Source organism: Trichocoleus sp. Lan, from assembly GCF_039961855.1.
Lineage (GTDB): Bacteria > Cyanobacteriota > Cyanobacteriia > Cyanobacteriales > FACHB-T130 > FACHB-T130.
Genome location: NZ_JAMPKA010000017.1, coordinates 93614 through 107759, shown reverse-complemented (window position 1 = coordinate 107759; position 14146 = coordinate 93614). Strand labels below are relative to the sequence as shown.

General features: G+C 48.6%; 10 protein-coding genes. 5 read left to right on the top strand and 5 right to left on the bottom strand.

The window, feature by feature from the left end; all coding sequences use genetic code 11:
- Positions 1-128 precede the first annotated feature (128 nt).
- From gyrA to NDA03_RS16370, 3 genes are all read left to right on the top strand, one after another.
- Entirely contained in the window at positions 129-2660 is a 2532-nt protein-coding gene (gene gyrA / locus NDA03_RS16380; protein ID WP_348238609.1) for a DNA topoisomerase (ATP-hydrolyzing) subunit A, read from the top strand.
- A gap of 165 nt (positions 2661-2825) precedes the next feature.
- Entirely contained in the window at positions 2826-4169 is a 1344-nt protein-coding gene (locus NDA03_RS16375; RefSeq protein ID WP_348238608.1) for an ATP-binding cassette domain-containing protein, read from the top strand.
- 176 nt (positions 4170-4345) lie between these two features.
- Complete coding sequence (locus NDA03_RS16370) at positions 4346-4987, top strand: restriction endonuclease subunit R (protein WP_348238607.1); 642 nt, start codon at positions 4346-4348, stop codon at positions 4985-4987.
- 72 nt (positions 4988-5059) lie between these two features.
- On the opposite strand, the gene NDA03_RS16365 is transcribed toward NDA03_RS16370, so the two are convergent.
- Positions 5060-5710 (bottom strand): HAD-IA family hydrolase, encoded by a 651-nt coding sequence (locus NDA03_RS16365; protein WP_190413601.1) that lies wholly within the window; start codon positions 5708-5710, stop codon positions 5060-5062.
- Positions 5711-5776: 66 nt separating this feature from the next.
- Complete coding sequence (queG, locus tag NDA03_RS16360) at positions 5777-6790, bottom strand: tRNA epoxyqueuosine(34) reductase QueG (protein WP_348238606.1); 1014 nt, start codon at positions 6788-6790, stop codon at positions 5777-5779.
- A gap of 167 nt (positions 6791-6957) precedes the next feature.
- On the opposite strand from queG, the gene NDA03_RS16355 reads away from it, so the two are divergent.
- Positions 6958-7392, top strand: coding sequence for a ketosteroid isomerase family protein (locus NDA03_RS16355; RefSeq protein ID WP_348238605.1), 435 nt, complete (start codon positions 6958-6960; stop codon positions 7390-7392).
- A 320-nt stretch (positions 7393-7712) separates the two neighbouring features.
- Here the strand turns inward: NDA03_RS16355 and NDA03_RS16350 are convergent, their stop codons facing one another.
- From NDA03_RS16350 to NDA03_RS16340, 3 genes are all read right to left on the bottom strand, one after another.
- Positions 7713-8141 (bottom strand): anti-sigma regulatory factor, encoded by a 429-nt coding sequence (locus tag NDA03_RS16350; RefSeq protein WP_190413607.1) that lies wholly within the window; start codon positions 8139-8141, stop codon positions 7713-7715.
- Positions 8142-8145: 4 nt separating this feature from the next.
- A complete protein-coding gene (locus tag NDA03_RS16345; RefSeq protein ID WP_348238604.1) occupies positions 8146-9894 on the bottom strand; it encodes a SpoIIE family protein phosphatase in 1749 nt (582 codons plus the stop codon).
- Positions 9895-10241: 347 nt separating this feature from the next.
- Positions 10242-10964 carry a response regulator transcription factor gene (locus NDA03_RS16340; RefSeq protein WP_190413611.1) on the bottom strand — a complete coding sequence of 241 codons (723 nt, stop codon included), beginning with the start codon at positions 10962-10964 and terminating at the stop codon, positions 10242-10244.
- A 747-nt stretch (positions 10965-11711) separates the two neighbouring features.
- Between NDA03_RS16340 and NDA03_RS16335 the strand changes: the two genes are divergently transcribed.
- Positions 11712-13895 (top strand): PAS domain S-box protein, encoded by a 2184-nt coding sequence (locus NDA03_RS16335; protein ID WP_348238603.1) that lies wholly within the window; start codon positions 11712-11714, stop codon positions 13893-13895.
- Positions 13896-14146: the final 251 nt, after the last annotated feature.

The window sequence follows — 14146 nt, the reverse complement described above, 5'->3', positions numbered from 1 at the left end:
GTGGTCATAGCTGCGGTTCCATACTACTGTGAAAGGTTCTTTGTCACGTTGCCATTTGTGACGCGATCGGTCATCAACCTCAAGATGCAAAAAAATTTTACGTTTTCAGGAACTAGGGAATAAAACTCATGGCGAAACAACTGAACCTTTTGGCAACCGGACAGATCATCCCCACGCCTTTACACGCGGAGATGCAACGGTCTTACCTTGAATATGCCATGAGTGTGATCGTCGGGCGTGCATTACCCGATGTCCGCGACGGTTTAAAGCCGGTGCATCGGCGGATTTTGTATGCCATGCACGAACTCGGACTGACGCCAGACCGCCCCTACCGCAAGTGCGCTAGGGTGGTTGGGGATGTTTTGGGCAAATATCATCCACATGGCGACCAGGCGGTTTACGACGCCTTAGTGCGTCTGGTGCAAGAATTTTCCAGCCGCTATCCCCTCCTCGGCGGTCATGGTAACTTTGGCTCGGTGGATAATGACCCACCTGCGGCGATGCGTTACACGGAAACGCGACTGGCTGCAATTAGTCATGAAGCGCTTCTGAGTGAAATTGGCGAAGCCACAGTTGACTTCATCGGCAACTTTGACAATTCCCAACAAGAACCAACCGTACTGCCAGCTCAGCTGCCGGTGTTATTACTCAACGGGTGCGCCGGAATTGCCGTCGGCATGGCAACGAATGTGCCGCCGCACAACTTGGGTGAGATCGTGGATGGTTTAATTGCCCTAATCGATCAACCCGATCTCCCAGACGGGAAGCTATGGAAGCTAGTTCCGGGGCCAGATTTCCCGACGGGGGGCGAAATTGTCGGGACAGAGGGAATTCGGGAAGCTTACAGCACGGGTCGCGGTAGCATCACCGTGCGGGGAGTCGCCCAGATTGAGGAAATTGCGGCAACTCGGGGACGGCACAAGCGGACGGCAATTGTGGTGACGGAATTGCCTTTTCAGGTGAATAAGGCGGGTTGGATTGAGAAGGTAGCGGAACTGGTCAATCAGGGTCGAATCGAAGGCATCGCGGATCTTCGGGATGAAAGCGATCGCGAAGGAATGCGCGTGGTGGTGGAATTGAAACGAGACACCAATCCTCACCATGTCCTCGATCAACTCTATAGACAAACAGCGCTGTGTACCAATTTTGGCGCGATCCTGTTGGCATTGGTAGATGGGCAACCGCGTCAGCTGACGTTGCGCCAGTTGTTGGAGGAATTTCTCAAGTTCCGAGAACAGACGCTGACGCGGCAATATACCTACGAATTGGGCGAGGCAGAAAGACGCATTCACATTGTGGAAGGGTTGCTGGCGTCTTTAGCCGAGTTGGATGCGGTGATTGAAATTCTCCGGAATGCTGCCGATGGCAGCACCGCCAAGTTAAGGCTACAAGAACGGTTGAATATCAGTGAGGTCCAGGCGGATGCTATTTTGTCAATGCCCTTGCGACGCCTCACTGGCTTGGAACGGCAAAACTTACAAGGTGAGTTTAACGAGTTGTCAGAGAGAATTCATCTGTTGCAACTGTTGCTAAGCGATCGCCGCGAACTCCTGAAAGCCTTGAAAAAAGATTTGCGATCGCTCAAACGCAAATTCACCGATCCTCGCCGTAGCAAGATCCTGACGGAAGCGAAAGAATTAAAGACTCAGCCAACAGAGAAAAAACCCGACTCAAAAGACAAAAGTCACAAGTCAGAAGCCAAATCTACTCAAGCCGCACTCCTAACTCCTGAACACTTGGAAGAAGAGGCAGTTCTGGAGTTTACCCAGCGCGGATATGTCCGGCGCATCCCTAAAAATGGGAATAAATCCGCGTCGGGGAAAGGTGATGGCGGCAGTCGTCCGGATGATTTTATCGTCAAAACTCAGGTGACTAGCACCCAAGCCGAGTTAGTCGTACTCAGCAGCGGCGGCAAAGCTTACCCCATCAAGGTGGGTGAGATTCCGCCAACCGGGAAGCAATCGCGGGGAACGCCGCTAATCGGCTTGCTGTCCAACTCAGCTCAAACTGCGGCAGAAACGATTGTCTCCAACTTTTTTCTGCCTGAAAATCCGCAAAGTGCCGATCTAATTTTGCTTAGCGAACAGGGGAGAATCAAGCGCCTGCCTCTGGTAGAACTGGCTAACCTTACCAGTCGCGGCATCACGCTCATGAAACTGAAAGAAGACGATCGGTTAAAGTACGTCAATCTGGCTAAAACCGGCGAACAGCTCGTTTTGGCGACTGGGGGTGGACGTTTGCTGCGGCTTCAAGTCAACGACGATCATCTACCCTTGATGGGACGCACGACGATGGGGGTGCAGGCAATGCGGCTGCGGCGTTCCGAGCAACTGGTGGGAGCCTTAACCCTGGGGGATGATGAGAACATTTTAATCGTTTCCCAGTTGGGGTATGCCAAACGCCTGCCGATGAGTACAATCCGACTGGCAAATCTTGGCGACCTTGGCACTCAGGCACTGCATTTTACCAGCAAAACAGATGCTTTGGCAGCGATGGTCGCGGCTCCAGCAAAGTCTCAGATCGTCCTTCTGACAAGCGCCCAGCGAGTCGTGCGAATGCCAGTAAATTCAGTGCAGTTGCGAGGGAAAGATGGAACAGGCGATCGCATCCTCGAATTAAACCCGGACGAAAAAATTATTACTGTCGTCCTTTGTTCGTAGTTCGGCGTTCGGGATTTATTGGGAAGTGCGATGAATCCCGAACTCAAAGCCATTAATTCTTTTCCGCCACAAGATTCCCTACTGCTTTGGTTCTCCGATTTTCCTAAGAGTTCTGTGCTGCGAGTAAGTGATTGAAAATAGATTCAGTAGTGGGTATTAATAGCCGTGGCACAAGTTGTTATAGAAAACGTTTACAAAAGCTTTTCCGGTCGTCAAGGGGAAGTCGTCGCAGCGATCGCGCCTGAACCTCTGCTGACGCCAGTCGATGAGGGGTCGCTGGTTGTAGATGACAAACCTTCGTCTCCGTCTGGAGCAACAAATGTCTTGCGACGGATTAACCTGACGGTGCAAGATGGCGAGTTTATGGTGTTGGTAGGCCCTTCTGGCTGTGGCAAAAGTACCCTGTTGCGGCTGATTGCGGGACTGGAAGAATTAACGGGGGGCAATATCCGGGTGGGGGACACTCTCGTGAACGATTTGCCGCCAAAGGAACGAGACATCGCAATGGTGTTTCAAAACTATGCCCTCTATCCCCACATGACGGTGTATGACAACATTGCCTTTGGACTGCGGCGCACGGGGCACAAAGGCGCGGGGAAGCAGGAAAATGGGGGCGCAGAGGAGGGGAATGCTTCACTCAGTCCACAGTCCTCTTTGCCCATCTGGGCGGAAAATCTGTTGGTGGAAATGACGCGATCGCTTCCCAAGCATCTTCGCTACATACCCGAACGCGAGAAAGCGATTAACGAGCAGGTGCGGACAGTGGCTCAATTGTTGCAAATTGAGCCGCTCTTAAACAGGTTGCCAAAACAACTATCAGGAGGGCAAAAGCAGCGAGTCGCATTGGGACGCGCGATCGCGCGCAATCCTCAAGTATTTTTGATGGATGAACCACTTTCAAACTTAGATGCCAAACTTCGGGCAGAAACTCGCGCCCAAATTGTTAAGTTGCAGCGACAGCTTGGCACAACAACCATTTACGTTACTCACGACCAAACGGAAGCGATGACGATGGGCGATCGCATCGCGGTGATGAATCACGGAAAAATCCAGCAAATCGCTGCACCGTTGGAACTTTACAACCAGCCAGCCAACCGCTTCGTGGCAGAATTCATTGGTTCGCCGCCGATGAACTTTTTGCCGGTGCAAGTGAAAGCACCTCTCCTCATTACCCATTCTCAATTTCGGCTCACTCTCCCCGATGTTTGGGCGTCAGCACTGCAAAAATACGACGGGCAATCCCTGACTTTAGGCATCCGTCCCGAACACTTGATCGTTGGCGTTCCCGCCCCCAAAAATCTCCAAGTGCGAGTAGATTTGGTGGAAGCACTAGGCAACGAAACTTATTTATCTGCCACTCTCCTAGAGTCAGCGATCGCATATCCCTTACAGGTACGCATTCCTCCAGACAAAGCGGTGCGAATTGGCGATCGCTTGTGGTTATCGCTGATGCCAGAGAAAATTCATTTCTTCGATCCACAGACTGGCATCGCAATTCTCTCGCGTTAGTTGGATTTTTACGATTTAGCAAGACTTTTTTCGGCAATAAGCTGTTGGGTACTATTCGCTCATCTACCACTTACCAAAAGAGCATCTTCCCCCGCTATAGGCATAAACTCAGAAAATAATTTTTACCCCTAACAACCGAACTCATTCAATCCAAAATCCAAAATTCACATAACCCCATGACAACTCTCAACGCCCGCAATTTATTTCTAGATGATGTTCATCGTCTTTTAAACTTTCAGGAGCAGTACAATGGTTCTTTCACACCGTTGTTATCTTTAGAACCTCTAACAGAGTTTGAACAGCAAGAACTATTACAAATTTGGGATGACTTTCGCCACTATTTAACAGCAGGAAAAGTGCTGGAAGGACAGGTAAAGCTTCTTACCGTTGCTCCGTTACTGCGATTAGCTAGCTTTTACTGCTACCCTATCCACATTAGCTTGGAAGAGGGTATCGCAGATATCAATATCACAGATGAAGACACCATCATTACAGGACGATTGGATATTTTAGCTGTCAAGAAAACTCACCAGACAACAGCTAACGTATCTTTTTGGGTTTTGGTCATTGAAGCTAAAAACAGTCAGGTTGAAGCTTTCACGGGTCTTCCTCAACTCCTTACCTATGCCCATAAAAGTTTAGAACATCAAACATCCATTTGGGGACTAACGACAAACGGGCTGCGATATCAATTAGTGTATATTCAGCGGGGAAATCCCCCGACTTATCTGCTAATGCCAGAGTTGAACTTGATTGATTCTGAGCGTTTAACCCAATTACTACAAGTTCTCAAAGCTATCTGTAAAGTCATAGGCTAGTCAGTAGTTATCTGAGCTATGGCAGCACGCTCGCGTATTCTTTCAATTAACTTTAGAAAGCGGCTTCCATCTTTACACTGGCTGTTTTTGTAAACTTCCTATCACTTCTAATAGTTCGCTAGGTTTGTCAATCAAAAAATCTGGGTGATGTTTAGCTAAAACTTCTTTTGAATTAAAACCCCAACTAACTGAAATTACTTTTATCCGGCTCTTTCTTGCCGCTTCGATATCTCTTGTTTCATCTCCAACATAAACCATCTCATTAATTTGCATATCTTGTTTTTTAGAAAAACTATTAATTACTTTGTGTTTTCCAAAAATCGTTGGGGCTGAATAAATAAAATCAAATAAGTCTATAAAATCATTCTGCTTCAAAAAAATCGAAACATTTTCCTTGGAATTAGATGTTATAATCCCTAATCGGTACCCCAGATTTTTCAACTCTGTAAAAGTTTCTTTAATCCCTGGAAAAGGTTTTAAATCTTGAACCTGATTATGTAATCTTGTTCTAACTTTCCTAAGTAGAAAGGGTAACTTAAAGATAGAAACCCCAGAAAATTTAATAATTTGGCTAGAACTTAAATTTTTAATCTTTTCGATATCTTCTAGACTGACTGGCTGATGCCCGAATTCTACGGCTAAACGATTAGTAATATTCACGACGGCATCAAGGCTATCAGCAATTGTGCCATCGAAATCAAAAATTATGACTTTTACGGTCATTGTTTTGGGTGTATCTCAACTTGGGCTGAATTTTGTCTTGTGTAGTGCCTACTTGCTGGCGCTATGTCATACGTCGAGTGGTGCTTTTGCTTCCAAATTTGCCCTAGCATTGCGCCGCAACATCTCCGGTTTTATCCGCCGCAGCGCTGAGGCGGGAAACCGACGATCCCACTCTTCATCAGAAATTTCCGCTAATTCGCTTAGAAGGGGAGCTACATTGCCAGAATACGGCTGAAAATCGGCAACATCCGTAGGCTGAGCAAAACGCTGATTCCAAGGGCAAACATCCTGGCAGATATCGCAACCAGCAACCCAGCCTTGCAGAGGAGATGCGATCGCTGCCACTCCGTCCTGCTTCGCTAACGGTTTCGCTTCGCTTAGCGCGTCTGGTAACTTTTCAGCCCGATTCTCAATTGTGTGGTAAGCGATGCACCGATTAGCGTCTATGACAAAGGGCTGGGTAATTGCACCCGTGGGACAAGCATCGATACAACGAGTGCAAGTGCCACAGTGTTCAGTATGGGGCAAGTCAGGCGTTAAGTCGAGGTTGGTCAATACTTCCCCTAAAAATACCCAAGAACCATACTCGCGCGTAATGACATTTCCATTCTTGGCAATCCAACCAATTCCAGCTTGCTGTGCCCAAACTTTATCTTGCACGGGGCCAGTATCAGCATAGTAACGCGCAGAGATGCCTTCTCCCTGCTCTTGCAGCCAAGTGGTGAGTGCTTTCAGCTTTTTATGCAGGATCTTGTGATAATCCCTTCCCCAGCCATAGCGGGAGATTTTGGCGTATTCCTTACCTTCGGGACGCTGGTGAGGCGTGTAATAGTTGAGGGCCACACAAATCAGCGATCGCACTTCTGGCATGACTCGATGGATATCTTGCCGCTTAGGATTCGCCATCCATTCCATGTCCGCCTGATAGCCTTGTGCCAGCCATGCCTGCAACGGCTGTACTTTCACTTCTGCCCCATCTACAGCCGCGATTCCTGCCTTGTGGAATCCCAACTCAAAGGCTTTTTGCTTCACTTCGCGACTACTGATGGGTACTTTCACAAGGTTTGATGGCGATCGCATCTGACTCGAATCATTATAGTTTCTCGGATTTCGGTTTTGCACCTAGCGGTTGAAACCGCAGCAACACAGATGCAAAAGCAGGAAAGTTCTGAACAATCCCTCCAGAAGCGCAGGTGCGAACCTGCTGTTTTGTTTAATACTGATCGGTGTGGTTTGTAGGAAATGCCATGACACCAGCTGACGATCTAGTTTTAACTTCGGAATCTGAATTTACCACCGAGCTGACAATTGCCGGAATAACAGAGCCTGTCGTGCTGCGCTATTTTGAAACGATGAATGCAGGAGACTTTGAAACAACTGCTGCTTTGTTTGCAGAGGATGGGGAAATGAATCCCCCATTTGAGTCGCCGATTGTGGGACATGATGCGATCGCATCTTACCTGCAAGCAGAAGCCAAGGGCATGACTCTCTCCCCCCGTGAAGGAATTTCCGAAACCCTAGAAGACGGCAACACGCAGATTCAGGTTGGTGGTAAGGTACAAACTCCCGTTTTTGGCGTCAATGTCTCCTGGATATTTATCCTCAATCCACAGCGTCAAATTATTTTTACCCGGATCAAACTATTAGCATCTCCCCAAGAGTTACTGAACTTACGCCGTTGATTACGCGCTTAGATAAGGATTTTTACCTCGATCCCAGGTTTAGCCTGGAATCGAGTCATTTTATAAGTCAACTCTTCTTTGTGAAACTTATCAATTCCCTGTAAAACGATCGCTATTCGCTTTACTTCTTTTAACAAAAAGAGGAGATGCCACTCCATTGACCCGGCTCGCCTAGATCGTTGTGCTGGTTCCTATTAAAAAACCTCAGGCTATCCAGCTCATGAGGTCAGAAAATACCCGGTTAAAAGCTCTCTTTGGTTCCTAATTTTGTCTATTTTTTGGGCACCCTGATGGCATAAAAAACCATCAATCCCACGATGCTATGCTTTTGTCGCTTCTGGCAAACTCGCTTCTAACTTCAAACAGTTACGACCGTTTACTTGTAAGCGATACTCTACTCGATCCATTAACCTATTCATAATCAGCCACCCATAGCCGCTTTCCTGTTTATCATTCGGGGTAGGCGGGAGATAAGTTGATAAGTCAAATCCCTGACCGTGATCCCAAATTTCGAGAGCAATATCCCGATTTTTCAGCTCTAGGCGAATTAGCACGGGCAAATTTGGTTGCTCCTTATGAGCATGACGCACCACATTCGAGTATGCTTCCACCAAAGCCAATCGCAAGCGATTCGATTGACGAGGCCAATCCACCGAGTCGGTCAGTTCGACTTCCAAACATCCCAGTAGCCAGCTTTCAACAATTGTTAAAAACTTCAAATCACTTGGTATGTGCAGCTCCGTTTTCATGTACTTAAAGAACCTCCAGAGAGAGTATAGTTTGGTCGTCTTCCTGAACGTTATTGGTGTGTTCTCGAATCCGCGCGAGTAAGTTATTCAAATCGAAAGGTACTGGCTCAAGGCATACAAGTTTCCAAAGCCCATCTTGTGTCAGCATACTACTCGTACCTTCAAAGCTGCCAGTGTTAACTTCTGCCGTCGGCGCGATCTCCGAAGCAGTATGTCGAAGGCTACTTTCTTGGGTGACAGTCGCCTCGGTAATCCCGTCACTCGTCAGTAGCAGAATTTCACCTGAATTTAAGGTCAGTTGCCCCTGCTTAGCTTTCCAGATGGGTAAAATTCCCAAAGGGATGCCGCGAGTCTTGAGAAAATTTGGTTCCAGCGCCGAGTCTGAAGTAGGTGCCGCTCTTTGTTGCACGACTTCCCGATTAGACCAGACTAAGGGATAGATGTGACCGGCGTTGGCATATACCAGCTCTTGAGTGGCTGGGGTATAACGAGCCAGCACCATCGTGATAAAGCAGTTGGTGCTGACGAGATCGTTGGACATAATGCTGTTAAGATTCCGCATGACGACATCTGGCTCCGGAGAAATTTCCTGAGCGAGTTCCCGGCGCAGAATAGAAATTGCACTTGCCATAAATAGAGCCGCGGGGACGCCTTTCCCAGAGACATCTCCCACTGCCAGCCAAACATCGCCTTGGGGATGGACGTACACTTCAAAAAAATCACCCCCCACTTCTCTAGCGGCGACGCAGCAGGCTTGCACCTGCATCCCTTCTACTTCAGGCCAACTTTGGCGGAGGAGGTTATTTTGAATTTGACGAGCGACTTCTAGTTCGGCACGCATTTGCTGAGCTTGCTGCTGCGTGCGCTGGTAGAGTTTCGCCTGAGAAAGCGCCAAAGCGGCTTGTTCCGCGACGCCTTCTATCAGCTGAACTTCGTCGGGTGCCCAGAGGCGATCGCTATTTTCTTGATAGAGGCAGAGAACCGCTAGCACCTGCTGCTGGAAGATCAGCGGCACTCCTAACTGAGTGGAACGCCTTCCCTCTTGTTCGCCTTGGGCAAGTTGGACTTTGCGACTTTCCAGGGCTGCTTGGAGTAAGGAGTCTGAGTCGTGTTCCGGTACTGGGGGTTCTGTATCCTCGCTCAGCTCATTTGGAGTTGGATAGAAAAAAATTTCGCTGGTCAAGCGATCGCTCTCTACGGGTCGCAGAACGCAATAACTCGCTTCAAAAGCTTGCCCAATGGTATTGGCAACGGTTTGCAGCATACTCTGGTAATCTAGCGACTCCCGAATTGCCGTTGTCACCGCATTCAAGAGTTCTTCTCGGCGCAAGGCGCGGCGCAGTTCGTTCGTCCTTTGTTTCAGCACGCGGTAAGTTTCCGCGGCTTGTTGAACTACTGCTTTTAAGTTCTCCGGGTTCCAGGGTTTGGTGATGTACTTGAACACCTGACCGGAGTTAATCGCATCGACTAAATCTTCGACATCCGTGTAGCCGGTTAGGAGAATCCGGATGGTATCGGGAAAGCGCTCAACTGTTTTACTTAAAAATTCGGTTCCATTCATTTGGGGCATGCGCTGGTCAGAAATAATCACAGCCATTTCCCCTTCCGTGTCCAAAACTTGAATGGCGCTGAAGGCACTGTCGGCTTTGAAGACGCGAAAATCTCGCCGAAATGTCCGATAGAGTAAATCTAGGTTGTCATGCTCATCATCAACCACCATCAGTTTGAGTTTGCTCCCTTCTGCCTGACTCATCGGCACACTCCGCTTCCCGCTTAATTAGATCATCGACAGCTTGAGGGGATTTTCACTCCTCATCCCTTGCCTGCATATCGCCAACCGGAGCAAAATCCGGTTCTCGCTTTTATTTCTCGTGATGCTGCTGATTGATGATTCGATAGAATAACAGCTTTGAGGGCATTCTGAGACGCCCATTGACTAAGGTTTGTTACTCGACCAACTGACTACGGGTTAAATACCGCTGCCAGGATATAGAGGCGAGCATAGCTGCCAGGTTGTGGCAGCTACAGAGGGTTCACCGATGTCAAGCCAAGCAGAAGTCAACTCATACCGAGCGCCCGATCCTCCACAAGCAAAGGTATTTATCCGACTAAGCCAGAGCGTAGAGCACGCACCGCCGCTTGGGTGCGGTCATCGGCACACAGCTTGTTCAAAATATTCCGGACGTGGGTTTTGACAGTTCCGACAGTGATGTAGAGCTTTTCCGCGATCGCGGCATTGCTGCACCCTTCAACAATCAGCTGCAAAACTTCTAATTCCCGTTCCGTCAGCGGATAAGCTTCAATTAGCTGGCTGTATTCCGGTTCGGTGGCATTGATAATCACCGTTTTGGATATGGCTGCTTGATCCAATCCTGTCTGACTAGATCGAGTCTGCTGTAGGACAATCCGGGCGATCGCTGGGTCGATCCAGCCGTTGCCTTCGTGCGTCACTTGCAGCGCTTCGAGCAACTTATCAAAACTAATGTTTTTCATGCAGTAGGAATCTGCACCTGCTGCAAATGCCGCCAATACCGCTTCTTCGTCATCTTGTAAAGTCAACACCAGTATCTTGGTATGACCCCCATCCTCCGAAGCCACCTGCCATTCCCTAAACGTCCTCGTCAATTCAATTCCGTCCATATCGGGCAGGCCAATATCGACAATCGCCACATCTGGCTTGGTCGTTTCCAGTAATTTCAGACCTTCAGTGGCATTGGCGGCTTCACCTACAAATTCAATTTCCCCGCGCTGTTGCAGCGCTGTCCGGATGCCGACCCTAGTCAGGTCGTGGTCTTCAATTAAAGCGACGCGAATTTGACTCATCTTCTCTTCCACACTTTGCAATTCTATGGACTTTCTAAAAATAAAGATTTCCTAAAGAGTTTGCAGTCGTCAATCTACTGCCATTCTTTGCGTGTTCTAGTATTAGTAATTTATACCCTCCTCATCTGTTTGAGGTGATATTTTTACTGGCGGGCACATGGCAAACCTAACCATAAACCAAAGCTTGAGCGCGGCAGTCTTTTAAAAGGGACAGTTTGGCAATTGGTCAATTTTAGTACGAGTGTACGATCGATAACTGCAACAAACCACTAACCATCTGGATTTTACCTTTCTGCTGGAGCGCACAAGGCGGTTTCTCTGGTTGAGTCAGGTGGCTGAACTGGGAAAATGCCTTGCTCAACATCACCAGACGTGGCAGACAGCAGAATCTCAGATTTTTACTTGCCAATGGCAGCACGAGCAGCCCAGAGTTCAACTACCGCTGGTATGAGTATACCGGGTTGGCAGCATGAGAATCATCCGGGCTGGAGAATTCTTTAAAGGAATCTCTTTGCCAAACCGTCTAGAGCCGAAGCAGCGAGCATAGATAGCTCGTTCAGTTACACCCCGATCCCAGGACTGTACCTGTTACAGAACCGGATTGCGTCGGCTTTGGACTTGGCAAGTTGGGCGATCGCTTTCTCCATCAGTAGCCACTCACTCGTTATCAGCCACAATCTACACTTTCACTGGGACAGCACCCAAGTTAGTTAAGCTAAAAGCTTAAGCTAAAAGTCAAAGCTTGCAATGGCTCCTTCTGGAACTCAATACCTACACCTTCTTTGGTCCGATCTTCCCGTGCGTCGGCGGGGTGCCCTGATCATCGCCATCCCGATCATGTGTCTTTTAACGTCGGTGGTGGTATTTGCTGGGCTGCAACGCAGTACTGCAACGGCGCAAAATTATGTTGACAAAACGCAGAAGGTGCTATTACAAGCCAATCGCTTGCTCACAGCGATAGTGGATGCCGAAACAGGGGTTCGGGGTTATGCCTTAACTTACCGCCCGGAATATCTAGAACCTTATAACGCAGCGATCGCAAGCATTCCTCAATTCCTCAAAGAACTGGATAATTCCGTCAAAGATAAGCCGCAACAGCTGCAACGAGTCCAGCAGCTTCAAAAGCTGGTACGGCAAAAAGTCAGCATAATGAACCAGAATGTGGCTCGGATAAAAGTCGTCAAGCAGGGAAATGCTGGCAGTTTCCGATTGGAGCCTCAAGCCAAAACCACGATGGATGCCATTCGTCGGCAAATTGCCCTGTTCTCCGCCGAGGAAGCTCGTTTGCTTGACCAGCGCAGCCGAGACTTAAAGCATCAGCAGCGAATTACCATTGGCGTACTCAGCGCCACAGCAACACTCGGTCTTCTGGGATCGTTAGCAGCGGTGTATCTGTTCGATCAGCTCGACCGGGAACTGGCAGGACAACAAACGGGTTTGCGCGAAAGTAACATTCGCATCCGCGCCATTTTAGACAATGTGGTAGATGGGATTATCACTATCAACGATCAAGGTCATATTGAGTCTTTTAATCAAGCTGCTACCTTGATGTTTGGGTACGAACCCGCCGAAGCGATTGGCAAAAACCTGAAACTCTTGGTGGCGCAGCCCTTCAGCGGTGATAGCATCCAGGCGCTCAACCACTTTGTGGGCAACAACCCAGTCAAAATGCGGCAACTGCAAGAAACCGTAGGACGCCGCAAGAATGGCACCACGTTTCCAATGGAGTTAGCGTTTAGCGAGATACATTCTTACAATCAGCGCTTGCTGATTGGGATTATGCGGGACATTACGGATCGCCAGCAAGCTGAGGAAATGCTGCGAAAACAAGCGACATTGCTGGATCTGGCAAATGACGCGATTTTGGTGCGCGATCGCGACGATCGGATTACTTATTGGAATCTGGGGGCAGAACGGCTGTACGGTTGGACAAAGAAAGAAGCCCTCGGTCAATACGCCCACGAACTCTTGAGAACCGAATTTCCTCCCAATATCGAAGAAATCGACGAAATGTTTCTTCACGACGGTTACTGGAAAGGCGAACTGCTCGACACCAAGCGCGATGGTACGCAGATTCGGGTTTCTAGCCGATGGACATTGCAGACAGATGATGAGGGCGAACCCTTAGCGACCTTGGAAATCAACAGCGACATTACCGAACGCAAACAAGCAGAAGAAGATTTGCGATCGCGTGCAGGGGAATTAGCCCGCTTAAGCGCCATCCTTGCCCAAACCAATATTGCTCTAGAGAAACGCAACCAAGAACTCGATCAGTTTGCCTATATTGTCTCCCACGACCTCAAAGCACCGCTGAGAGCGATCGCTAATCTCTCCACTTGGATTGAAGAAGACATCTCCGACCACCTGACTGAAGAAACTAGGCACAATTTAGACTTAATGCGATCGCGCGTCCATCGTATGGAAGCGCTGATCAATGGCGTCCTTCAATATTCCCGCGTTGGGCGTATAAAGGCGTCTGTGGAATTGGTGGATGTGGAAAAACTTCTCGCAGAGGTCATTGACACCCTCGCACCGCCACCGGCTTTTACCATCGCCGTAAACCCTGGAATGCCTACCCTACGCACCGAACGCTTGCCCCTACAACAGGTGTTTGCCAATCTGATTAGCAACGCGATTAAACACAACCCCCAAACAGAGGGACAAGTGACAATATCTGTTCAAGACCAAAGTAACTTTTATGAGTTTGCCGTGGCAGATAACGGGCCAGGAATTGCCCCCGAATATCACGAGAAGGTTTTTGCCATCTTTGAGACTTTACAAGCTCGCGATATCGTCGAAAACACGGGCATCGGTCTAACCCTGGTCAAAAAAATTGTTGAAACCCAAGGAGGAACCATCTGGGTAGAATCTCAAGCAGGCAAAGGAGCAACCTTTCGCTTTACCTGGTCGAAATCGGTTCTGAGTACCTAAACTCATCTCAGGCACCCGTCTTAAGCTGGCGGTTGAAAGCGCGTCTAAACATCCCAGAGGCGTTCAATCTTCTCCCCTCTCCGTGAAGGTCGAGGGGCTGGGGGTGAGGTTCCTTCTTGCACCCAAGAGAGAACTGCGATAAACAAAACCATCCTTGCTTAGGCGTACAAAAGTACCAATTCAAAAACTTTTGGTCTGCATCTAATGCGAGTTTTAAATCTTCGATTGGTACTAAAACTTACTTTTTTACT